The organism is Streptomyces cyslabdanicus (assembly GCF_052663305.1).
Genome location: NZ_JBQRUW010000034.1, coordinates 18,247 through 40,841, shown reverse-complemented (window position 1 = coordinate 40,841; position 22,595 = coordinate 18,247). Strand labels below are relative to the sequence as shown.

At 71.9% G+C, this 22,595-nt stretch carries 20 protein-coding genes and 1 tRNA gene; 12 read left to right on the top strand and 9 right to left on the bottom strand.

Annotated features, from left to right (window positions below):
* Window positions 1-77: 77 nt before the first annotated feature.
* A complete protein-coding gene (gene hutU / locus ACTYVM_RS20265; protein WP_445527258.1) occupies window positions 78-1,742 on the bottom strand; it encodes a urocanate hydratase in 1,665 nt (554 codons plus the stop codon).
* A 167-nt stretch (window positions 1,743-1,909) separates the two neighbouring features.
* Between hutU and ACTYVM_RS20260 the strand changes: the two genes are divergently transcribed.
* The 5 genes from ACTYVM_RS20260 (at window position 1,910) to ACTYVM_RS20240 (ending at window position 5,597) form a co-directional block, all read left to right on the top strand.
* On the top strand, window positions 1,910-3,325 hold the full coding sequence (locus ACTYVM_RS20260) for a type III PLP-dependent enzyme domain-containing protein (protein ID WP_445527257.1): 1,416 nt from the start codon (window positions 1,910-1,912) through the stop codon (window positions 3,323-3,325).
* Between the two features lie 125 nt (window positions 3,326-3,450).
* Complete coding sequence (locus ACTYVM_RS20255) at window positions 3,451-3,843, top strand: hypothetical protein (protein ID WP_400032175.1); 393 nt, start codon at window positions 3,451-3,453, stop codon at window positions 3,841-3,843.
* Window positions 3,840-4,688, top strand: coding sequence for a transcriptional regulator (locus ACTYVM_RS20250; RefSeq protein WP_445527256.1), 849 nt, complete (start codon window positions 3,840-3,842; stop codon window positions 4,686-4,688). The genes ACTYVM_RS20255 and ACTYVM_RS20250 overlap by 4 nt, the downstream gene beginning before the upstream one ends.
* A 13-nt stretch (window positions 4,689-4,701) precedes the next feature.
* A complete protein-coding gene (locus ACTYVM_RS20245; protein WP_445527255.1) occupies window positions 4,702-5,202 on the top strand; it encodes a roadblock/LC7 domain-containing protein in 501 nt (166 codons plus the stop codon).
* A gap of 20 nt (window positions 5,203-5,222) precedes the next feature.
* Window positions 5,223-5,597 carry a roadblock/LC7 domain-containing protein gene (locus ACTYVM_RS20240; protein WP_445527254.1) on the top strand — a complete coding sequence of 125 codons (375 nt, stop codon included), beginning with the start codon at window positions 5,223-5,225 and terminating at the stop codon, window positions 5,595-5,597.
* Between the two features lie 56 nt (window positions 5,598-5,653).
* Here ACTYVM_RS20240 and ACTYVM_RS20235 read toward each other — a convergent pair whose 3' ends face one another.
* Entirely contained in the window at window positions 5,654-6,256 is a 603-nt protein-coding gene (locus ACTYVM_RS20235; RefSeq protein ID WP_445527253.1) for a hypothetical protein, read from the bottom strand.
* 105 nt (window positions 6,257-6,361) lie between these two features.
* A complete protein-coding gene (locus ACTYVM_RS20230) occupies window positions 6,362-7,204 on the bottom strand; it encodes a MurR/RpiR family transcriptional regulator (protein ID WP_445527252.1) in 843 nt (280 codons plus the stop codon).
* A gap of 295 nt (window positions 7,205-7,499) precedes the next feature.
* On the opposite strand from ACTYVM_RS20230, the gene ACTYVM_RS20225 reads away from it, so the two are divergent.
* Window positions 7,500-7,931, top strand: coding sequence for a hypothetical protein (locus tag ACTYVM_RS20225; RefSeq protein WP_445527251.1), 432 nt, complete (start codon window positions 7,500-7,502; stop codon window positions 7,929-7,931).
* Window positions 7,932-8,353: 422 nt separating this feature from the next.
* On the opposite strand, the gene ACTYVM_RS20220 is transcribed toward ACTYVM_RS20225, so the two are convergent.
* Entirely contained in the window at window positions 8,354-9,745 is a 1,392-nt protein-coding gene (locus ACTYVM_RS20220; RefSeq protein ID WP_445527250.1) for a cystathionine beta-synthase, read from the bottom strand.
* A 156-nt stretch (window positions 9,746-9,901) separates the two neighbouring features.
* Between ACTYVM_RS20220 and ACTYVM_RS20215 the strand changes: the two genes are divergently transcribed.
* The 3 genes from ACTYVM_RS20215 to ACTYVM_RS20205 all read left to right on the top strand — a co-directional run bounded on the left by ACTYVM_RS20215 (window position 9,902) and on the right by ACTYVM_RS20205 (window position 13,595).
* Window positions 9,902-11,041, top strand: coding sequence for an SGNH/GDSL hydrolase family protein (locus ACTYVM_RS20215; protein WP_445527249.1), 1,140 nt, complete (start codon window positions 9,902-9,904; stop codon window positions 11,039-11,041).
* A gap of 201 nt (window positions 11,042-11,242) precedes the next feature.
* Window positions 11,243-12,463 (top strand): acetyl-CoA C-acetyltransferase, encoded by a 1,221-nt coding sequence (locus tag ACTYVM_RS20210; RefSeq protein ID WP_445527248.1) that lies wholly within the window; start codon window positions 11,243-11,245, stop codon window positions 12,461-12,463.
* Between the two features lie 319 nt (window positions 12,464-12,782).
* Window positions 12,783-13,595 (top strand): hypothetical protein, encoded by an 813-nt coding sequence (locus ACTYVM_RS20205; RefSeq protein WP_445527247.1) that lies wholly within the window; start codon window positions 12,783-12,785, stop codon window positions 13,593-13,595.
* A gap of 80 nt (window positions 13,596-13,675) precedes the next feature.
* Here ACTYVM_RS20205 and ACTYVM_RS20200 read toward each other — a convergent pair whose 3' ends face one another.
* On the bottom strand, window positions 13,676-13,987 hold the full coding sequence (locus tag ACTYVM_RS20200) for a hypothetical protein (RefSeq protein ID WP_400032197.1): 312 nt from the start codon (window positions 13,985-13,987) through the stop codon (window positions 13,676-13,678).
* A 98-nt stretch (window positions 13,988-14,085) separates the two neighbouring features.
* On the opposite strand from ACTYVM_RS20200, the gene ACTYVM_RS20195 reads away from it, so the two are divergent.
* The gene (locus ACTYVM_RS20195; RefSeq protein ID WP_276111179.1) at window positions 14,086-14,313 is read left to right on the top strand and encodes a DUF4287 domain-containing protein; all 228 of its coding nucleotides are present in this window, start codon (window positions 14,086-14,088) and stop codon (window positions 14,311-14,313) included.
* Window positions 14,314-14,442: 129 nt separating this feature from the next.
* Here the strand turns inward: ACTYVM_RS20195 and ACTYVM_RS20190 are convergent, their stop codons facing one another.
* The 3 genes from ACTYVM_RS20190 to ACTYVM_RS20180 form a co-directional block, all read right to left on the bottom strand.
* A complete protein-coding gene (locus ACTYVM_RS20190) occupies window positions 14,443-15,372 on the bottom strand; it encodes a Bax inhibitor-1/YccA family protein (protein ID WP_445527246.1) in 930 nt (309 codons plus the stop codon).
* A gap of 205 nt (window positions 15,373-15,577) precedes the next feature.
* Window positions 15,578-16,753 (bottom strand): 4-hydroxybenzoate 3-monooxygenase, encoded by a 1,176-nt coding sequence (locus ACTYVM_RS20185; RefSeq protein WP_445527245.1) that lies wholly within the window; start codon window positions 16,751-16,753, stop codon window positions 15,578-15,580.
* 397 nt (window positions 16,754-17,150) lie between these two features.
* Window positions 17,151-17,237 (bottom strand) — tRNA-Leu (locus tag ACTYVM_RS20180).
* A gap of 449 nt (window positions 17,238-17,686) precedes the next feature.
* On the opposite strand from ACTYVM_RS20180, the gene ACTYVM_RS20175 reads away from it, so the two are divergent.
* Window positions 17,687-18,481, top strand: a complete 795-nt coding sequence (locus tag ACTYVM_RS20175; RefSeq protein WP_445527244.1) for an ABC transporter ATP-binding protein — start codon at window positions 17,687-17,689, stop codon at window positions 18,479-18,481.
* A 50-nt stretch (window positions 18,482-18,531) separates the two neighbouring features.
* Window positions 18,532-21,063, top strand: a complete 2,532-nt coding sequence (locus ACTYVM_RS20170; protein WP_445527243.1) for an ABC transporter permease — start codon at window positions 18,532-18,534, stop codon at window positions 21,061-21,063.
* A gap of 105 nt (window positions 21,064-21,168) precedes the next feature.
* Here ACTYVM_RS20170 and ACTYVM_RS20165 read toward each other — a convergent pair whose 3' ends face one another.
* Window positions 21,169-22,479 (bottom strand): class I SAM-dependent methyltransferase, encoded by a 1,311-nt coding sequence (locus ACTYVM_RS20165; protein ID WP_445527299.1) that lies wholly within the window; start codon window positions 22,477-22,479, stop codon window positions 21,169-21,171.
* Between the last annotated feature and the right edge of the window lie 116 nt (window positions 22,480-22,595).

The following is a 22,595-nucleotide window of genomic DNA, read 5'->3' as shown; positions in this document are numbered from 1 at the left end:
GAAGGAGTCGCCCACGGCGGGCGACGGGGTCCGCGTCCCGGCCGGACGGCCCTCGCTCGGGTCAGCCGGACGCCGCGTCACGCCTGGTCACCCTCGCGCATGGGCACCCGCACCCCGCGTTCGCCGGCCACCGACTCCGCGATGTCGTACCCGGCGTCCACGTGCCGGATCACGCCCATGCCGGGGTCGTTGGTGAGCACCCGGCGGATCTTCTCCCCGGCGAGCGCGGTGCCGTCGGCGACCGTCACCTGTCCGGCGTGGATGGACCGTCCCATGCCGACGCCGCCGCCGTGGTGGATCGACACCCACGACGCGCCCGACGCCACGTTCACCATGGCGTTCAGCAGCGGCCAGTCGGCGATCGCGTCGGAGCCGTCGAGCATGGCCTCGGTCTCCCGGTACGGGGAGGCGACGGAGCCGCAGTCGAGGTGGTCGCGGCCGATCACGACCGGCGCCTGGAGCTCACCGCTCGCGACCATGTCGTTGAACCGCTCGCCCGCCTTGTCGCGCTCGCCGTAGCCGAGCCAGCAGATGCGCGCGGGCAGGCCCTGGAAGTGGACGCGCTCGCCGGCCATCTTGATCCAGCGCGCCAGGGACTCGTTCTCGGGGAACAGCTCCAGGATCGCCTTGTCGGTCTTGGCGATGTCGGACGCCTCACCCGACAGCGCGGCCCAGCGGAACGGGCCCTTGCCCTCGCAGAACAGCGGCCGGATGTAGGCGGGGACGAACCCGGGGAAGGCGAACGCCCGCTCGTATCCGGCGAGTTGCGCCTCGCCGCGGATCGAGTTGCCGTAGTCGAAGACCTCGGCGCCGGCGTCCATGAACCCGACCATGGCCTCGACGTGCCGGGCCATGGACTCGCGGGCCCGGGTGGTGAAGCCGGCCGGGTCCTTGGCGGCGGCGTCGGCCATGTCCTCGAAGTCGGTGCCCAGCGGCAGGTAGGCCAGCGGGTCGTGGGCGGAGGTCTGGTCCGTGACGATGTCGATGGGCGCGCTCATCGCGAGCAGCTGCGGGACGAGCTCGGCGGCGTTGCCGAGGACGCCGATGGACAGGGGCTTGCGCTGGTCGCGCGCCTCCACGGCCAGCTGGAGGGCATGCTCCAGGGAGTCGGCCTTCACGTCGAGGTAGCGGTGCTCGATGCGCCGATCGATGGCGCGCGGGTCGCAGTCGATGCAGAGGGCCACACCGTCGTTCATGGTGACGGCGAGCGGCTGGGCGCCGCCCATGCCGCCGAGGCCGGCGGTCAGGGTGATCGTCCCGGCGAGCGTGCCGCCGAACTTCTTCGCGGCGACGGCGGCGAAGGTCTCGTAGGTGCCCTGGAGGATGCCCTGGGTGCCGATGTAGATCCAGGAGCCCGCGGTCATCTGGCCGTACATGGTCAGGCCGAGGGCTTCCAGGCGGCGGAACTCCTCCCAGTTGGCCCAGTCGCCGACGAGGTTGGAGTTGGCCAGCAGCACACGCGGGGCCCACTCGTGGGTCTGCATCACGCCGACCGGGCGGCCGGACTGGACGAGCATGGTCTCGTCGGCCTTGAGGGTCCGCAGCGTGCCGACCATGGCGTCGAAGGAGCGCCAGTCGCGGGCGGCCTTGCCGGTGCCGCCGTAGACGACAAGCTTGTCGGGGTGCTCGGCGACCTCGGGGTCGAGGTTGTTCTGGAGCATCCGCAGGGCGGCTTCCTGCTGCCATCCCAGGGCGCTCAGTTCCGTACCGCGCGGCGCTCGGACGGGGCGGGGTCCTGACATGGTCTGCCTCCCGGTGGCTTTGTTGCTGCTGTTATTCACATCCTGGCGTGCTGAATAGAGCTAGTCAATACAGGGGGCGGGGCCGACCCGCGCGACCGGGGGATGTTTGGGCGGCTCCAGGTCAGGAAGGCAGGAGCTGAGGGAACACCGACGCGACCGGGGGCGGCATGGACGAGGGCAGGGACCGAAGCCACGGCGACGAGGCCGGAGCGGCGGACCGCGAGCGGGTCGTACGCCGGGACGAGGCGGTCCGGGCCGCGGTGGGCCAGGGGCTGCTCGGCCCCGGTTCCCCCGTCGTGGGCCTGCTCGACGTCGTCGGCATCCGGGAGTCCGCGGCGGCGCTGAGGGCGGCGTTCGACGCGGTGCTGGCGCCGGGCACCCCGGTGCTGCACGCCTTCGCGGTCAAGGCGACCCCGCTCGTGCCCGTCCTGCGCCTGCTGCACGAGGAGGGCATCGGCGCCGAAGTGGCGAGCCCGGGGGAACTGGCGCTGGCACGGGTGGCCGGGGTGCCCCCCGCGCGGACCGTCCTGGACTCACCCGCCAAGACTCCGGCCGAGCTGCGCGAGGCGCTTCAGCTGGGCATCGCCGTCAACGCGGACAACCCGCAGGAGCTGGCCCGCATCGACGCCCTCGTGGGCTCCGCCACCCCTCGCTCACCGCTGGGGATCCGGGTGAATCCGCAGGTCGGCGCGGGTGCCATCGAGGCGCTGTCGACGGCCACGGCGACCTCGAAGTTCGGGGTGGCGCTGCGCGACGAGGGCGCCCGCGAGTGGGTCGTGCGGGCGTATCTGGACCGTCCGTGGCTCACCCGGCTGCACGCCCACACCGGATCCCAGGGCATCCCGCTCTCTCTGATGACGCAGGGCGTGGCGCGGACCTACGAGTTGGCCGAGGAGATCAACACGCGCGCGGGGCGGCGGCAGATCGACACCCTCGACATCGGCGGCGGACTGCCGGTGAACTTCGGCTCCGAGGCGACCGAGCCGACGTACGCGCGGTACGCGCGGCTGCTGCGCGAGGTGGTGCCGGGGCTGTGCGAGGGGCGGTACGGGCTGGTGACCGAGTTCGGACGGTCGCTGCTGGCCAAGCAGGGCACGGTGGTGGCCCGGGTGGAGTACACCAAGAGCGCCGGAGGGCGGCCGGTCGCCGTGACCCACGCGGGCGTGCAGGTCGCGACACGCACGGTCTACGTGCCGAAGGCCTGGCCGCTGCGCCTGGCCGCGTACGACGCGAAGGGGCTGCCGAAGCAGGGACCCGAGGTGGTGCAGGACGTGGCGGGGCCCGCCTGCTTCGCGGGCGACCTGCTCGCCGAGGCCCGCGCGCTCGCCCTGCTGGAGCCGGGCGACCACGTGGCGGCGCTCGACACCGGGGCCTACTACTTCGCCCACCACTACGCCTACAACTCCCTGCCCCGGACGGGGGTTTACGGCTTCGCCCCGGACGGCGCCGGAGGGGTCGCCCTCGCCGTCGTACGCGAGCCGCAGCCGGTCGAGGAGATCGTGTCCGAGGCGGGAGGAGCGCACGCCTCGGCACTCACCGCCCTGCGGGGACCCGGGCACGCTCGACCCGCTTCATTCGACTGAGTCGACCCACGTTAGCCCCTCGGTCGCATGTTCCACCGGAAAATGCCGTAACCCTCACCCGCTGGCGCACACCGTGCGTAGCGTCGGCATCACTCAGCCGAACCCCCGGTGGGAGAGGAACAACGGTGCCCGGAATCGACGAGTGCCTCCTGGAAGCCATGCGGCTGCCCGGTGCCAGAGGCGCCGCGCTGGTCGACTGGACGAGCGGACTTGCCCTGGGCACCGTCGGGGAGTCCCCGGGCGGCGACCACGAGACCACCGCGGCGGAGGCCGCCGAACTGGCCCGGCTGGCCGCCGAGCACGGCGCCTTCGCCGCCGCCGGAGACCCCGACGGCGAGCGTCCCCCGGTGGAGGACCTGATCGTCAGCAACCGCGACAGCTACCACCTGCTGCGGTTCGTGGACACGTCCTTCGACAGCAGCGTGTTCCTGCACCTGTGGCTGGCCCGCGCCGAGGGCAACCTCGCCCTGGCCCGCATACGCCTGGGCGAGATGGCCGAGCGGCTGGTGCTGGGATGACCGTGGTCGACACCCCTCCCCCGCCCCAGCTGCCGGTCCGCAGCAGGCCGGCCGACGACGACCGGGCCTGGGGCGGCGTCTCACCGATGCTGACCCGGCTTGCCGCCGAGCACGCCACCGGCGTCCTGGTGCGCGAGCACGGCACGCTCTACCTCTCCGAGGGCCGGGTGGCGCATGCCGAGAGCCCCCTGTCCCCCGGTCTGGACCTGCTGCTCACCGCCCACGGGACGCTGACGGCCGAGGCCTGGCGGAACGCTCTCGCCCGGGCCGACGACCGGCTGGGCGCCGCACACCTGCTGCTGGACGGCGGCCACCTGACCGAGGGTGCCCTGGAGCTGTGCCACCTGGGCGCGCTCCACGACGCCGCCTACTTCGCGCTCGCCCCGAGCAGCACGCCGGGACGGTTCCGCTACGGCGTCGTCCACCGGCTCGGCCCCGTCCTGCCGGTTCCGGTGGCCGCCCTGGAGCGCGAGGTCCTGCGCCGCCGCGAGCTGCTGCACCGCGTCTGGCCCGACGCCGCGCCGGACAGGGCCCCGCTGACGCGGACGCGTCCCACCGCGGCACCGAAGCCGACGCCCCGCCAGCAGACGCTCCTGGAGCGGATCGACGGCACCCGCACGGCCACCGACCTGGCCAGGGAGCTGGGCAGGCAGGCGTTCCACACCCTGGTGGACGTACGGCGTCTGGCGGCCGCGGGGCTCGTCGCACCGGTCGTCGTACCACGGGAGGCGCCCGTACCGGACGGCACCGGGCAGAACCCCACGCTCGCCGATCGGCCGGCGTACACCACCGACCCCCACATCACGCTGCTGAAGAGGCTCAGGGATGCGCTGGAGGCCCTTTGAAAGGAGACACCGGATGGCAGCCGAGCCCGAGATCCTGGACGAGCTGCGCCGACTCAGAGCCCGGGTACCCCAGCTCACCGGCGCCCTCGCCGCCAGTGTCGACGGCCTCGTACTGGCCCACGACACCCCCGGCGTGGAGCCGGAGAGCGTGGCGGCACTCACCGCGACCGCCCTCGGCGTCGCCGTGCGCATGGCGGACGTGACCGGCCAGGGCGATCTGCGCGAGCTGCTCGTGCGGGGCGTCCACGGCTATGTCGCGACCTATGCGGCGGGCGGCACCGCGGTGCTGACCCTGCTCGCCGAGGACCGCGTCAACGTCGGCCGCCTCCACCTGGAGGGCCGCCGGGCGGGCGCCCGCATCGGGGAGCTGGTCGACGCCGAGCCGGCCGGGGCTTCCGGCAGGACGCCCGCGAAGGCCGTGAAACCGGCCACCAGGGCCGGCACCGCACGCACCAGGACCGCCCGCGCGCCCCGCACCACCGCCACCGACGCGCGTACCACCACCGAAAGTTGACGGAACAAGGAGACCCGGCCATGGCCAACACCGAGACCTGCCTGAAGGAAGCGCTCGCCTCCATCGAGGGAGCGACAGGCGTCGCGCTCGTCGACTACACCAGCGGCATGGCGCTGGGCACGATGGGCGGCGGCAAGAGCTTCGACCTGAACGTCGCCGCCGCGGGCAACACCGATGTCGTACGGGCCAAGATGCGCACCATGGAGCACCTCGGCCTCAAGGCGGAGATCGAGGACATCCTGATCACCCTGACCGACCAGTACCACCTGATCCGCCTGATCAGCGGGCGCGGCGGGAGCGGCCTGTTCCTCTACCTGGTGCTCGACGCCAAGCGGGCCAACCTGGCGATGGCCCGCCACCAACTGAGGAGGATCGAGGAGGAGCTGGAGGTCTGACCCCGGCCCGCCGGACGGGCCCGGGGCGTGTCCGGCGGACAGGTGACGGCAGCGCCCTATCCGAGCGCCACGGTGCGGCGGCGTGCTCCACCCGGGGCCGCGTCGCCCGCCGCGAGGCCGGTACCGCGGTAGCCCCGCACCGCCTTGCCCGCGGGGTGCCCGCCCCGCTTGCCCAGCCAGTCGACGCGCACCCACAGCAGCGTGTCCTCGGCCCGCTCCAGCCGGCCGATCCAGGCGGCCTTGAGCCACAGTCCCACCCCGGCGCCGGCCAGCAGCAGGCCGCCGGCCGCGGGCAGGGCGAAGGAGCTGCCCAGCGCGGCCAGGAAGGCCGGCGCGAGCCACCAGCGGTGCCCCCGGCGCCAGACGCGCACGCTCACCGACCGGTCCTGGAGCACGTCGTGGCGTCCGGCCCGGGCGGCACCCCGGGCCAGGGCCCGGTAGCGACGGCGCCGGGCGCAGGCCACGACGGCCGCCGTCACCAGGAACAGCGCGGCCCCTGCCAGCACACCGATCCGGCGCCCGGTCAGCCCCGGCACCAGTACGCCGATCGCCGCCGCGAACCCGCCGAGCCACCACAGCGGAGCCGCTCCGGCCCGTACCACGACGGCCACCCGGGCCAGGCCCTGACCTCCACGACCTGTGCGACCAGCGCGCGCCATGCTCTGCCTCCTCGTCGACCCGGCACCCTCGTCGGGCGGGCAGGCTAGCGAGCGTTGGTGAGACGAGTCTGAGAGCGCCCGGTCCCCGGCCTCACCCCAGAGGCGTCACTCGACGAACAACCCTCGTGCCGCCGCCTTCTGGTCGAACTCCTCCAGGCGCGCCTGCGCGTCGGGCAGGTCGTCGCACATCGCCTCCAGGAGCACCCGGCCGAGCAGCATCGGCGCGCACGCGGTGTCGAAGGCGAGTCCGGTGCCGACGGCCGCGGGCAGCAGCAGGTCGGAGTGCTTGGCGACCGGCGCGAACGCCGAGTCGGCGACCGTGACGACGGTCAGCCCCGTCTCCTTGGCGTGGGCGAGGGTGTCCACCACCTCGCGCGGATGGCGCGGCAGCGCGAAGCACAGCAGCGCGGAGGCGCCCGCCCGTACGGCGCCGTCGATGCGGTCCTGGATCATCGTGCCGCCCTCGTCGAGCAGCCGTACGTCCGGGTGGACCTTGGCGGCGAAGTACGCGAAGCCGTAGGCCTGGGCGGCCGCGGCCCGCAGGCCGAGGACCGGCAGCGGGCGCGAGGCGGCGAGCACCTGTCCCGCCCTGCGCACCGGCCGCGGATCGGCCAGCGCCTCCGCGAGGTGCCTCAGGTTCTCGATCTCGGCCTCGACCGCCTGCTGGTACTCGTTGCACGAGGCCGGCCGGGCGGCCGGTTCGGCGGGCGCGACCTCGCGCAGGTGCCGGCGCAGCGCCGGGTAGCCGTCGAAGCCCAGGGCGACCGCGAAACGGGTCACCGACGGCTGGCTGACCCCGGCCAGTTCGGCCAGCTCGACACTGGACAGGAAGGGCACGTCGGCTGCCCTCCGCACCATGCTGTGCGCGATGCGCCGCTGGGTCGGTGTGAGCCGGTGCCCTTCGAAGAGCGCCTGCAGCCGCGCGGCAGGGCTGTCGGTCACGCTCATGACGTGCTCCCCCTCCAGATGTCGTCGACGCCCCGGGAGGGTATCTCCCCGACCAGTTTCTATTCAGACACCAAGAACTCTGCATGAGGTCATACAGCCAGGGCAAGGGATCGACCAAGTGTCATTAAATCCGCCCCAACAGACACAGATCGCGACAATCGGTGCGCATACGGTGAGCAGGCCCCGTCGGTGTCGCCGGCCGCAGCCCCGGCGACGCCGACGGCGGCCCGCCCCCACCCCGACAGGGGGGCTATCCCCAGTGCGGCGGGCCCCCCGGCTCTCTAGCCTGGTCCGCATGAGCGGAATGGACGCGCGGGACACGGACCTGAAGAAGGACCTGAACGCCTCCCTGCAGGCCCGCAGGGAACTGGGCGAGGAGTACGAGTCCGCGCTGGTCGACTCGTTTCTGGAGAAGGTCGACCAGCGCATCGACAGCGCCGTCGAACGCCGGATGCGGCGGCAGTTCGCCGAGGAGCAGATGACCGTGGCCCGGGGCTCGCGCTCGCCGAAGGCCACCGACTCCTGGGGCGAGCGCTTCGGCTTCGGCATCGTCTCGCTGGTGCTCGCCGTGCCGCTGTCCGCGATCGGCGGCGGCCTCGGGCACCTGCCCGGCCTCATCGTCGCCTGGCTCGGGATCGTGGGCGTCAACGCCGTCCAGGCCGCCCGTACCAACCCGGGCCTGTTCAGCCGCCGCCACCGCGCCGAGGACGACACCTGGCGGGAGTGAGCGGCCGCGCCGAGGACGACGCCCGGCAGGTGTGAGCGGCCACGTCCGCGGCACGACCGTGCGGGGGCGAGGTGTATGCGCGGGGACCGCCGCACCCCCGTCGACCGGGGGGCGGGACGACGGCGGTCCCCGCGGGGGACGCGGGCCGGGTCAGGGCCGGGCCATCGCGTCCGTGGCGTCCATGGAGGTCCGGGAGCCGCTCCGGAGGTCCGCGACGCCGCACGGCGCCGGACGGGGCCGACGGCCGCCCCCGGCGCTCGGCGCCCGGGAGGCGATCCCGCCCCTTCCGACGCCCACCAATCTGCCGGACGTATGTGAAGCGGGTGCTGCGTGCACGTGACACGCTCGTACCGTTTCCACGACTGTCTCTCAGCCGCGGGTCACCGCACGTTCCCCGCCGGCACGCCGGCCGCGGCGGCGCGTCAGTGCTTTCCGCCCTTGGCCAGGAAGGAGAGCAGGTCCTGACGGCTGACGACCCCGGTCGGCTTGCCCTCCACCAGCACGATCGCCGCGTCCGCCACGCCCAGCACCGACATCAGGTCGGCGACCGGCTCGCCGGAGCCGACCTGGGGCAGCGGAGCCGACATGTGCTTCTCCAGCGGGTCCTCCAGCGCGGCCCGCCGGGTGAACAACGCGTCCAGCAGCTCCCGCTCGACCACCGATCCGACCACCTCGGCCGCCATGACGTCCGGGTGGCCGGCGCCCGGCTTCACGATCGGCATCTGCGAGACGCCGTACTCGCGCAGCACCTCGACGGCCTGGCCGACGGTCTCGTCCGGGTGCATGTGGACCAGGGAGGGGATGGAGCCGCCCTCCTTGTCGCTCAGCACGTCAGCGACGCGGGCGCTCGAGCCCTCGTCCTCCAGGAAGCCGTAGTCGGCCATCCACTCGTCGTTGAAGATCTTCGACAGGTACCCGCGCCCGCTGTCCGGCAGCAGGACGACCACGACGTCATCCGGGCCGAGCCGCTCGGCCACCCGCAGCGCCGCGACAACGGCCATGCCGCAGGAGCCGCCGACCAGCAGGCCCTCCTCCTTGGCGAGGCGGCGGGTCATCTGGAAGGCGTCCTTGTCGGACACGGCGACGATCTCGTCGGCCACGGTCCGGTCGTAGGCGGTCGGCCAGAAGTCCTCACCGACGCCCTCGATGAGGTACGGCCGCCCGGACCCGCCGGAGTACACCGAGCCCTCCGGGTCGGCGCCGACGACCTTGACCCGGCCGTCGCTGGCGTCCTTCAGGTAGCGGCCGGTGCCGGAGATGGTGCCGCCGGTGCCGACGCCGGCCACGAAGTGGGTGATCCTGCCCTCGGTCTGCTCCCACAGCTCGGGACCGGTGGAGTGGTAGTGCGACAGGGGGTTGTTCGGGTTCGAGTACTGGTCGGGCTTCCAGGCGCCGGGGGTCTCGCGGACCAGCCGGTCGGAGACGTTGTAGTAGGAGTCAGGGTGCTCCGGCGCGACGGCCGTCGGGCACACGACCACTTCGGCGCCGTACGCGCGCAGCACGTTGATCTTGTCGGTGGATACCTTGTCCGGGCACACGAAGATGCACTTGTAGCCCTTCTGCTGGGCCACGATGGCCAGTCCCACACCGGTGTTCCCACTGGTCGGCTCGACGATCGTGCCACCGGGCCTGAGCTCCCCGCTCTGCTCGGCCGCCTCGATCATGCGCAGAGCGATGCGGTCCTTCACGGAGCCGCCCGGGTTGAAGTACTCGACCTTCGCCAGGACGGTCGCCTGGATCCCCTTGGTGACGCTGTTGAGCCGCAACAGCGGGGTGTTGCCGACGAGGCTGATCATCGAGTCGTGGAATTGCACCGTTGTCTCCGGTTGTTGCAAAAGGTGTGGTCGTGGTGTGCCGCCAGCCTAAAGCCAGGGGGACCGCCCGGGGTGCGCGTTCACTCGCCGTCAAGATTGGACGACGGTCCGTACGGGGCAAGGAGTGGATGTACGGCTACGAGGAGGTCGGCGGGCATGACGAACATGTCGAGGGCGAGAGTGGCCCGGCGGATCGCGGCCGGTGCCGCGTACGGCGGCGGCGGACTCGGTCTGGTCGGTGCCGCGGCCGTCGGGCTGCTGCTGGCCGAGGTACAGATGGCCAAGCGCCACGTGGGCAACGGCACGGACAACCACGTGCCGGTCGCGGACGGCCTGTTCGGTCACGCCTATGACACTCCGGGCGAGCCGCCACTGAGCCTGGTCATGCTCGGTGACTCCACGGCGGCGGGGCAGGGTGTGCACCGGGCCGGGCAGACGCCGGGCGCGCTGCTGGCGTCGGGTCTGGCGGCGGTGGCGGAACGTCCGGTGCGATTGCGCAACGTGGCGCAGCCCGGTGCCCGGTCGGACGACCTGGACCGCCAGGTGCCGCTGGCGCTGGGCGACCCGGAGCGGGTGCCGGACATCTGCGTGATCATGGTCGGGGCGAACGACGTGACCAACCGGATGCCTCCGACGCGCTCGGTGCGCCATCTGTCGGCGGCGGTGCGGCGGCTGCGCACGGCGGGCGCCGAGGTCGTCGTGGGCACCTGCCCGGACCTCGGCACGATCGAGCTGGTCCAGCAGCCGCTGCGGTGGCTGGCCCGGCGGGCCTCGCGCCAACTGGCCGCGGCGCAGACCATCGGGGCAGTGGAGCAGGGAGGCAGGACCGTGTCGCTGGGTGACCTGCTGGGTCCTGAGTTCGCGGCGAACCCGCGGGAGCTGTTCGGTCCGGACAACTACCACCCCTCCGCGGAGGGGTACGCGACGGCGGCGATGGCGGTGCTGCCGACGGTGTGCGCGGCGCTGGGCCTGTGGCCGGCCGAGGAGGAGAGCCCGGACGTGTCGCGGAGCGAGGGCTTCCTGCCGGTGGCCCGCGCGGCGGCCGAGGCCGCGTCGCAGGCGGGCACGGAGGTCACGGCGGCGCTGCCGACCGGTCCGCGCGGACCGTGGGCCCTGCTCAAGCGGCGCCGGCGGCGCCGGGTGCCCGAGCCCGAGCCGGCTCCTTCGGGCCCGTCCGAGGAGCCCCTCGATTCGAGGAGCGATTCGAGGAGCGATTCGAGGAGCGATTCGAGGAGCGATTCGAGGAGCGATTCGGGAAGCTGGGAGGAGTCCGAGGGCGGCCTCCGGGCGGTGTGAGAGCGCCCCGGCCCGAACAGGAAAAGCAAGCGCTTAGAAAAGTGCGGCCAGGGTCACACCCCGGCCGGAGTGACCCCGGCCGTACGTACCGGTAACTTCCAAGCTGCCGTCCGTAATCGACCACACGGCCGCCCGGTTGCCCGACCACCGCCCGCCACGAGCGGTGCTGGGCGCGCGCCGCCCTATCACCATGGAGTCGTGATGCCCGAAGCCGTCATCGTCTCGACTGCCCGCTCTCCCATCGGCCGCGCCTTCAAGGGCTCCCTCAAGGACCTGCGCCCCGACGACCTCACCGCCACGATCATCCAGGCGGCCCTCGCGAAGATCCCCGAGCTGGACCCCCGGGACATCAACGACCTGATGCTCGGCTGCGGCCTGCCCGGCGGCGAGCAGGGCAACAACCTCGGCCGGATCGTCGCCGTGCGGATGGGCATGGACCACCTGCCCGGCTGCACGATCACCCGCTACTGCTCCTCGTCGCTCCAGACCTCCCGGATGGCCCTGCACGCGATCAGGGCCGGCGAGGGCGACGTGTTCGTCTCGGCCGGCGTCGAGACGGTCTCCCGGTTCACCAAGGGCAACTCCGACAGCCTGCCGGACACGCACAACCCGCTGTTCGCCGAGGCGGAGGCCCGCACCGCGGCCAGGGCCGAGCAGGGCGGCTCGACCTGGCACGACCCGCGCGAGGACGGACTGGTCCCCGACGCCTACATCGCGATGGGCCAGACCGCGGAGAACCTGGCCCGGCTCAAGGGCGTCACCCGCCAGGAGATGGACGAGTTCGGCGTGCGGTCGCAGAACCTCGCCGAGGAGGCCCTCAAGAACGGCTTCTGGGAGCGGGAGATCACCCCGGTGACGCTGCCCGACGGCACGGTGATCGGCAAGGACGACGGCCCGCGTCCCGGCGTGACCATGGAGGGCGTGGCCGGCCTCAAGCCGGTCTTCCGCCCGGACGGCCTGGTCACCGCCGGCAACTGCTGCCCGCTCAACGACGGCGCCGCCGCGCTCGTCATCATGTCCGACACCAAGGCCCGCGAGCTGGGCCTCACCCCGCTCGCCCGGATCGTCTCCACCGGCGTCTCCGCCCTGTCCCCGGAGATCATGGGCCTGGGTCCGGTCGAGGCGTCCCGGCAGGCCCTGAAGCGGGCCGGGCTGACCGTCGGCGACATCGACCTGGTCGAGATCAACGAGGCCTTCGCCGCCCAGGTGATCCCCTCCTACCGCGACCTCGGCATCGACCTGGACCGGCTGAACGTCAACGGCGGCGCGATCGCCGTGGGCCACCCCTTCGGCATGACCGGCGCCCGCATCACCGGCACGCTCGTCAACTCCCTCCAGTTCCACGACAAGCAGTTCGGCCTGGAGACGATGTGCGTGGGCGGCGGCCAGGGCATGGCGATGGTCATCGAACGCCTCAGCTGACCCACCGCGCCACAGAGGCCGCTTGAGAGACCGTCAGTGGCCGCCTTACCACCCGCTGTGACCGAATGGCCCGGAATCCAAGAAACCCCTTGGTTCCGGGCCGTTTTGTGATCCAATCTCCCTCAGGATGTGACCTATCTCCCTCGAAAGAGAGGTTTACGCAGGTCAGCGCCTTACCTCGGAGGGCCCTGGGGCCGCATCGGACCATAATTCTGTCCGTTTCGTGACATTACGCACTGACACTTGGATAGTCCGCCCTTCAAGCTGATGTAGGAAGTCGGGGGTCGACCTTGAACCCGGGAGTACGTCAGTGAGCGTCATGCCCATCGCCTTGCTGCTCACCACGGCCGCCACCGGCGCCGTGGGCGTCGCCGTCCTGCGCGTCCTGTGGGTGCTGCGCCGTCAGGTCGCGGCCCTGCACACCCAGCTCGCTCAGAACCACGCGGCCACCGCACGCGCACTGCTGCCCGCCGCCCGCGGCCACGCGGACACGGAGCAGATACGTGCCGCCGTGGTCGAGGCGCTCGCCGAGGAGCGGGAGCGGGAGCTGGCCGAGGCGCGCGCCTTCTGGGCCGCCCAGGAGGCGCGGGACGCCGCCGACGCGCCCTCCATGCTGGGGCTGCCCGACAGTGAGCTGTTCCTGCCCCGGCAGGCCGACCTGACCGGCCTCGAGCACCTGGAGCCGGTGACCGAGTCCGGCTCGGAGGCCGACGAGTACTCCGGCAAGGACCGCGTCCAGGGCGGCGCCTTGGGCGAGTCCCCCGAGCTGGCCGCGGCCCGCCGCCGGCACCCCTCGCACCCGGACTTCACCCCGCACCCGTCGCCCGTCGGCGGCGACCACGAGCAGACGCTCGCCACGCTGGAGGACCTGGCCGAGTCCGGCGTGGAGCTCGCCGACGTCCGCCCGGGCCCACTGGGCACCCTCGACGTCTACGTCTTCGCCGACGGCACGACCCTGTGCATGACCCCGGGGCACCGCGAGACCGCGGAACGCCTGGCCGACGCCCTGCACGCGGGCGAGACCCCGGTACTGCTCGGCGGTTCGGGCGTCTCCGGCGCCTACACGCTCACCTTCACCTGCGGTGCGGAGCAGGTGTACATCCTGGCGGACCGGGTCATCGCGTCTCTGTAGAACCCGCACCGGCTCCCAGCCGGCGCACCGGGACCCGTCCGCGTCTCAGACACCCGCGCGTCTTGGACACCCGCCGCGTCTCAGACACCCGCGCGTTTCAGCGCCTCCTGCACCAGGCGCACGGCCTCCTCGACCTCGGTCTCGTCCTTCAGGACGAGTGCCAGGTCGTGTCCGGCGACCGTGACCTGGTCCGCGGCGGCGAACATCCCCGCGTCCGGCATCTCCCGCGGCTCACACCCGGGGCACTCGGCGAGTTGGGCCCGCCGGGCGAACTCCCGGGCCAGCGCGAGCGCCTCCGCTGCGCCCGCCCGTTGCAGCCGGCTCTGCGGCGCCGCCCTGAGGCGGTCGGCGAAGTGATCCACTGCCCGGGTCAGAGATGTCGTGTCAACCACGTCGCGAGACTACGCGCCACGGCACGACTGTTGCCAATACGGGAACCCTCAGGCACGGTGACGTGAAGGACCGGCTTCGAATGCGTCCGGAGGCGCCGATGTCCCAAGTCTTCTCCGAAGAGACCCATCGCAATCTGCTCGCCCGCATCCCCCACTGCACCGGTCGTGAGGTCTCCGACTGGCTGCGCACCGTAGAAGAAGGCCCCGCGCTCCGCTTCGAGGAGAAGGTCAGTTGGCTCCGCCACGAACACGACCTCGCGTACGGCCACGCCAAGGCGCTCATCCACGAGTACGACCTCAGGAGGGCCGCACGCAAGCTGCTCTAGGCACGCGTGCGGCGCGGCGTCGACGCCACCGGCGGACATCGTGCCGGTACGACGAAGGGCCCCGGGAAGACCCGGGGCCCTTGCGTTCGTCCGGCGCGAGGTGCGCCGTGGACCAGAGGCGCGCTGGAGCTAGTCGCTCTGGTTGAGGATCGCGATGAGACGCAGGAACTCCATGTAGATCCACACCAGCGTCAGCGTGAGGCCGAAGGCCGCGAGCCAGGCCTCCTCGCGCGGGGCGCCGTAGGCGATGCCGTCCTCGACCTGCTTGAAGTCCAGGGCCAGGAAGCAGGCGCCGAGGATGATGCCGATGACCCCGAAGAGGATGCCGAGCGGGCCGCTGCGGAAGCCGAGGCCGTCACCGCCGCCGAACACCGCGAACAGCATGTTGACCGCCATCAGCAGCACGAAGCCGAGCGCCGCCGCCATCACGAAGCCGTAGAACCGGCGGGTGACGCGGATCCAGCCCGCCTTGTACGCCAGCAGGACGCCGACGAAGACGGCCATCGTGCCGAGCACGGCCTGCATGGCCGCGCCGCTGGCGATGTGGGTGTCGACGACGTTGGAGACGACGCCGAGGAACACACCCTCGGCCGCGGCGTAGGTCAGGATCAGCGCGGGCGAGGCCTTACGCTTGAACGACTGCACCAGGCCCAGGACCAGGGCGATCACCATGGCGCCGACGGCGATCCCGTAGGAACGGTTGAGGTTGGCACTGTCGACCGGCAGCAGCGCCCAGGCGAGCGCGGCCGTCACGACCAGGGTGCCGAGCGTGGACGCGGTGCGCAGGACGACGTCGTCCATCGTCATCCGGCCGGCGGTGGCCGGGGCCTGCGGCGGCGCGCCCTGCTGGAAGTCCTGCTGGGCGTAGGGGTTCTGAGCGTAAGGGTTCTGCGCGTAGAGGTTGCCGCTCTGCTGGGCGTACGGGTTGCCCTGCGCGTACGGATTGCCCTGCTGCGTGCCGACAGCGGGGCCCCCGGCCTGCGGCGCGGCGTTGAAGCCCGCGTAGCCGTTGTCGCGGCTGAACCCCCGTCGCGAGAAGACCGGGTTTCTGCTCCTCATCTCACTCCTCCACGGCCGCGCGGCGCGGCCTTGGCCTCAAGAGTAATGGAAAGGCAAAGGGCTGACCCTAGTACCTGGGAAGGATCTTTCCCTCACCGTGCTCCGGAACACGCTACGTCGCCGCGTGATTCCCGGCCAGGGAGGGCCCCGTTCATGACCGACCCGGAACACGTCCGGAACCGGCCGGAGACCACCCGGGTGTCCGTCAGCCGATCGGGAACCCGGTGTAGCCCTCGGCGAGGTCGGTCCCGGCGGCCCGGCAGGAGCTGATCCGGTCCAGCCGGGCCCGTTGCAGCCGTCCCTCGAAGGCGGTGGCGTCCGGATCGGCGTGCAGCATCGTCGTCATGTCGTAGCTGAAGCGCTCGGCCTGCCAGACACGCCGCAGGCAGGTCTGCGAGTAGGCGTCGAGGAGTTCGGCGGACCCCGTCTCCTTCTCGTGGACGAGCGCCCGCACGAAGGTGACGACGTCGCCGACGGCGAGGTTCAACCCCTTGGCCCCGGTCGGCGGCACGATGTGGGCGGCGTCCCCGGCCAGGAACAGGCGGCCGTGACGCATGGGTTCGTGGACGTAGGAGCGCATCGGGGTCACCGACTTCTGGGTGATCGGCCCACGGTTCAGGGTCCAGTCGCCGTCGGTCTCGAGCCGCCGGTCGAGCTCGTCCCAGATCTCCTCGTCGCTCCACGCCTGCGCGTCGGTGTCCGCGGGCACCTGGAGGTAGAGGCGGGAGACGGACGGGGAGCGCATGGACAGCAGGGCGAACCCCCGGTCGTGGCGGGCGTAGACCAGCTCGTCGTGCGAGGGGGCCACGTCGGCGAGGATGCCGAGCCAGCCGAAGGGGTACGTCCGCTCGAACACCTGGGAGAGCGAGGCCGGGACCGCCTTGCGGGCCACACCCCAGAAGCCGTCGCACCCGACGACGTAGTCGCACTCCAGGACGTCCTCGCGCCCCTGGTGGCGGAACCGGATGGAGGGGCGGTCGCTCTCCGCCCCCTCCACGGCCAGCGCCTCCGCCTCGAACAGCAGCGGGCCGCCCTCCTGGAGCTGCAGGGCGATGAGGTCCTTGCAGACCTCGGTCTGGGCGTAGACCATCACCGACCGGCCGCCGGTGAGCGCGGGGAAGTCGACGCGGTGCCGGCGCCGGTCGAAGCGCAGCTCGATCCCGTCGTGCCGCAGCCCCTCGCGGTCCATCCGCTCCCCGGCCCCGGCCGCGCGCAGCACGTCCACGGTGCCCTGCTCCAGGATCCCGGCCCGCTGCCGGTGCTCGACGTAGGCGCGGTCGCGGCTCTCCAGGACGACCGAGTCGATCCCGGCGTTGTGGAGCAGCCGGGCCAGGAGCAGGCCGGCCGGTCCGGCTCCGATGATGCCGACGGTGGTGCGCATCGGTCGTTCCCTTCGGATGGGCGTCGTCGCCCGGGCGGATGACTGGACGGAGACGACTGGGTCGAGATGACTGGGTGGGAGGCTGAGCGTTCCCGCTTGCGCGTTCCCGCTTGTTCGTCTGGTGAAATTTCTTTCACTATGATTGCCCCTGAGTTTCCGTCCGGACCCACCCGATGTCAATGGTTGTCCGCGTCGACGAGAGTTCGCGTCGGGGAAAGCGCTCGCGCACGGAAGCGCGGCGGCGAGGGATGAGGGGGCGCGCAGGGCCGGGGACGCGGGGAGGTCTGCTCCGACCCGCCTGCCGAGAGGCGCGGCCCTGTGCGCAGCGCGCCCCCGCGCCCCCGAGGGGCGACCGCGGCCACACGGCGTATCCGCCGGTCGGACCGTGTGCACGTGGTGGTGCCCGGAGCCGGACTTGAACCGGCACGCCCGCGAAGGGGCAGCGAGGTTTAAGCTCGCCGTGTCTGCTTTCCACCATCCGGGCAGGCCATGGGCTCCGCGCTGCGGCTCCGACCCTATCGGGACCCCTTGCCCGAACAGCGGGCGGGTGGATTCATGTTGTCTTATTTTATTGGTAACTGAGGGAGCATCAGCACGCGGGGGTGGCCATCGGTACTTGCCAACAGCCTTGCGGGTGAGCGCCGGGCGCGCACCTGGAATGACGGAATTTCACCGTCCGAACCGGGGGGATCGACCCGTTTTCCCGGCCGGGCCGGAAGGGCGCAGCTCAGGGCCGTCCTCCTCACCGGGTTCAGGGCCGTCCTCCTCCCCAGGTTCAGGGACGGCCCTCCTCCCCAGGTATGACGCGCGCGGCCCCGGTCCGACCCCAGTCGGCCCCCGGAACGAGCGCAGCGGGTGACTGCGCGGGCCCGATCGGAGGCGACGATGGTCTACGTCCCGCGAACGTCGTCGTCCCGTCAGGAGCACCCACCCGTGACCACCTCTTCCATCGCCGGCCGGACCACCGCCGTGGCCGCGCGTGCCACGGATCTGTCGAAGATCTACGGACAGGGCGAGACCCAGGTGGTCGCCCTCGACCGGGTCTCCGTCGAATTCCGCCAGGCCGAGTTCACCGCGATCATGGGCCCCTCCGGGTCCGGCAAGTCCACGCTGATGCACTGCGTGGCGGGCCTGGACACGTTCTCCTCCGGTTCGGTGCGCATCGGTGACACCGAACTCGGTGCCCTCAAGGACAAGCAGCTCACCCGGTTGCGCCGGGACAAGATCGGCTTCATCTTCCAGGCGTTCAACCTGCTGCCGACGCTCACGGCCCTGGAGAACATCACCCTTCCGATGGACATCGCCGGGCGCAAGCCGGACCAGAAGTGGCTCGACTCCGTGATCGGGATGGTCGGGCTCAGCGACCGGCTGGGCCACCGGCCCTCCCAGCTGTCGGGCGGTCAGCAGCAGCGCGTCGCCGTCGCCCGGGCGCTGGCCGCCAAGCCGGAGATCATCTTCGGTGACGAGCCCACCGGAAACCTCGACTCGCGCGCCGGGGCCGAGGTGCTCGGCTTCCTGCGCAACTCCGTGCGCGAGATGGGCCAGACGGTGGTGATGGTGACCCACGACCCGGTGGCCGCGGCGTACGCGGACCGGGTGGTGTTCCTCGCGGACGGACGAATCGTGGACGAGGTGCACGAGCCGACGGCGGACGCGGTCCTCGACCTCATGCGGCGCCTTCCCGGGGGGAGCGCCCGGACCTCCGCCCCCGACGCCCAGAGCAGCTGATCCCCCGCCTGCCTCCCACCACCTCCCACCCCCTGGACTGAGACGAACCCATGTTCCGCACCGCCTTGCGCACCGTACTCGCGCACAAGGCCCGGCTCCTCATGACCGTGCTCGCCGTGATGCTCGGCGTCGCCTTCGTGTCGGGGACCCTGGTCTTCACCAACACCATCTCGGACGCGTTCCAGAAGAGTTCCGCCAAGGGCTTCGACCATGTCGACGTGGCCGTGCAGTCCAAGTTCCAGCAGGGCAAGGGCGACCGGGTCGGCAGGCGACCCGAGCTGACCCAGGCGCAGCTGGACGAGAGCGCCCGCGTGCCCGGCGCCGGCTCCGTCATCGGCGTCGTGCACGGCTTCACCGCGATCGCCGACAAGCACGGCAAGCTGATCGGCGGCGGCTTCCAGTCCCGGGGCGGCAACTACTGGGGCACGAAGGACCCCCGGTACCCGCTGAAGGCCGGAACCGCCCCGCACGGCGAGGACCAGGTCCTCATCGACTCCGAGACCGCACGGCGCGCCGGGTACAAGGTCGGCGACACCATCCGCGTCTCCGTCGACGGCCCCGTCCTCACGCCCACCGTCGTCGGCGTCTTCACCACCGACGACGGCAACGTCGCGGCCGGCGGCAGCCTCGCCCTGTTCGACACGGCGACCGCCCAGAAGCTGTTCGGCAAGCCGGGCACGTACGACGAGATCGACGTGCAGGCGAAGGCGGGCACCAGCCAGGCGGCGCTGAAGGCGCAGCTGGACCGGGCGCTGCCGAAGGGGACGACCGAGACGACCACCGCCAAGAAGCTCGCCGACGACCAGGCGCGGATGATCTCGGACTCGATGAGCGGACTGCGTCAGGGCCTGCTGGTCTTCGCCGGCATCGCGCTGTTCGTCGGGACGTTCATCATCGCCAACACCTTCACCATGCTGGTCGCCCAGCGCACCAAGGAGCTGGCGCTGCTGCGCGCGGTCGGCGCCTCCCGCCGGCAGGTCACCCGGTCCGTGCTGATCGAGGCGTTCCTGGTGGGCGTGGTGGCCGCCGTGATCGGTCTGGTCGCGGGCATCGGCATCGGCGCCGGGCTGAAGTCCCTGCTGGGCTCGATGGGCGCCACCGTGCCCGACGGGCCGCTGGTCGTCACGCCCGGCACCGTCGTCGCCGCCCTCGCGGTCGGCGTCCTCGTGACCATGCTGGCCGCGTGGCTGCCCGGCCGCCGGGCCGCCAAGATCCCGCCGGTGGCGGCGATGAGCAGCCTGCACGCGCAGGCGACCACCAAGTCGCTGGTGCTGCGCAACACCATCGGCGCCCTGTTCTCGGCCGCCGGTGTCGTCACGGTGCTGATGGCCACGACGATGGACGACATCGACTCCGCCCAGGCGCCCATGGGCATCGGCGCGGTGCTGTTGATCATCGGCGTGTTCATCCTGACCCCGCTGCTGTCCCGTCCGCTGATCGCCGCCGCGGCCCCCGTCCTGCGCGTCTTCGGCGTCTCCGGCAAGCTGGCCCGGCAGAACTCGGTGCGCAACCCGCGCCGTACGGCGGCCACCGCGTCCGCCCTGATGATCGGCCTGACCCTCATCACCGGCATGACGGTGATGGCGGGCAGCCTCCAGCACGCGATCGACAAGATGGCCTCGTCCGCGATCCGCGCCGACTACGTGGTGTCGATGGCGAACGGCACCTTCCTCTCCCCGGACGTCGACAGCAAGCTGCGCGACACCGAGGGCGTGACGGCCACCAGCCCGCTGCGCAACGCGCCCTCCCGCATCGACGGCCAGACCGAGTTCCTGACCGGGGTGAACGGCAAGGCGATCGGCAAGCTGACCGACCTCCGGGTCGACGAGGGCTCCTTCACGGTCGGCGGCACGAAGGTCGTCGTGGACAACAAGACCGCCACGTCGCACGGTTGGAAGGCCGGTTCGGTCTTCACCGCCTCCTTCGAGGACGGGAAGAAGCAGCGCCTGACCGTCGCCGGGGTCTACGAGGGCAACCAGATGATCCGCGGGATCATGCTGGACAACGCCACCCTCACGCCGCACCAGGCCCGCCCGAACGACATGCAGGTCATGGTCAAGACCTCCGACGGGGCGTCCGAGGCGACCAAGGACCGTCTGGTGAAGGCCCTCGGCTCCAACCCGGCGATCAGCATCCAGGACAAGAAGGACATCTCCAACGGCATCGCGCAGGTGTTCACCCTGATGCTGAACCTGCTCTACGGCCTGCTCGCCATGGCGGTGATCGTCGCGGTCCTCGGAGTCATCAACACCCTGGCCATGTCGGTGTTCGAGCGCTCCCAGGAGATCGGCATGCTCCGCGCCATCGGCCTGGACCGCAAGGGCATCAAGCGGATGGTCCGCCTGGAGTCCCTGGTGATCTCCCTGTTCGGCGGCGTCCTCGGCATCGGGCTCGGCGTGTTCTTCGGCTGGGCGGCCGGTGAGCTGATCGGCTCCAGCCTGTCGACGTACGCGCTGATCCTGCCCTGGTCGCGGCTGGTCGTCTTCCTGCTGCTCGCGGCGGTGGTCGGCGTACTGGCGGCGCTGTGGCCGGCCCGGCGCGCGGCGCGGCTGAACATGCTTCAGGCCATCAAGTCCGAGTAGCCGCGCCTCGGCGGCCGCCACGCCGAAGGGGCCCGTTCCATGACGGAACGGGCCCCTTCGGCATGTGCGCCGGGCAGCGGGCGCCCGGCGCTGGGAGGGGGAGCGCTAGGCAGCGGGCGTACCCCAGGTGCGGGCCCGCAGCGGCATCCCCGAGTCACCGGATTCGGGGGTCCGCACGGCCAGCACCTGGTTGACACCGATGCGGTTGCGTTCGAAGGCGAGCGCGCAGGCCGCCATGTACAGGCGCCAGATGCGGGCGCGGCCGGGGCTGGTGAGACGGACCGCCCGGTTCCAGTCCGCCTCCAGGTTGGCCACCCAGCGGCGCAGGGTGAGCGCGTAGTGCTCGCGGAGCGCCTCCACGTCGCGCACCTCGAAACCGGCCCGCTCCAACTGGGTGACGGTGGTGCCCAGGGGCGCGAGTTCGCCGTCCGGGAACACATAGGCGTCGATGAACTCGTCCACGTGGTAGGTCGATTCGTCCCGCTGCGGACGGCGGCCGATCTGGTGGTTGAGCAGCCGCCCGCCGGGCTTCAGCAGGGCGCGCAGATCACGCGCGTACTCCAGGTAGGGGGCGGCGCCGACGTGTTCGGCCATGCCGATGGAGGAGATCGCGTCGTAGGGGCCGTCGTCCACGTCCCGGTAGTCCTGGACGCGGATCTCCACCCGGTCGGTGAGCCCCTCCTCGGCGACGCGCTTGCGGGCGTACGCCGCCTGCTCCTGGGACAGGGTGACGCCGACGACGCCCGCACCGTGCTCGCGGGCCGCGTGGATGGCCATGGATCCCCAGCCGCAGCCGACGTCCAGGAGGCGCTGACCGGGTTTCAGGTCCAGTTTGCGCGAGACGAGTTCGAGCTTGTCGTGCTGGGCCTGTTCGAGGGTGGCGCGGGACTCGGGGGCCGGCCAGTACGCGCAGGAGTACACCATCGAGGGGCCGAGGACGAGCTCGTAGAAGTCGTTGCCGACGTCGTAGTGGTGGCTGATGGCGTGCTTGTCGCGGCGCCTGGTGTGCAGGGGGCCGCGGCGCCTGCGGACCTCCTCGAGGGGCGGGGCGGGCGGCAGCGGCGGGCCGGCCAGCTTCACCAGGCCGCGCACGGCGCCGCGGGCCTCCGGGTCGCGCAGCGTCCGGCCGAGGCCGCGGGCGTCCTCACCGCGCTCCCAGATCAGGCCCGAGAGCAGGTCCAGGACGGTGTAGAGGTCGCCCTCGACGGTCAGGTCGCCGGCCACCCAGGCACGGGCCAGGCCCAGTTCGCCCGGCTTGAACAGCAGCCGCCGCAGGGCCCGGCGATTGCGTACGACGAGCTTCGGTGCGTCCGGTGGCCCCGCCTCGGAACCGTCCCAGGCGCGGACGCGTACGGGAAGTGGGGTCTCCAGCAGCTGTTCGAGGAGTCGTGTGAGCCGCAGCGCGGCATCGGGCATGGTGCACACCTCCATGACGACGAACGCCGGTATGTCATCCACCACGTAAACACCGGGACGCGCCCGGCGCAGTCCCGCAACGGAGTTACGACTGGGCAAACTCCGCCGTTCCACCG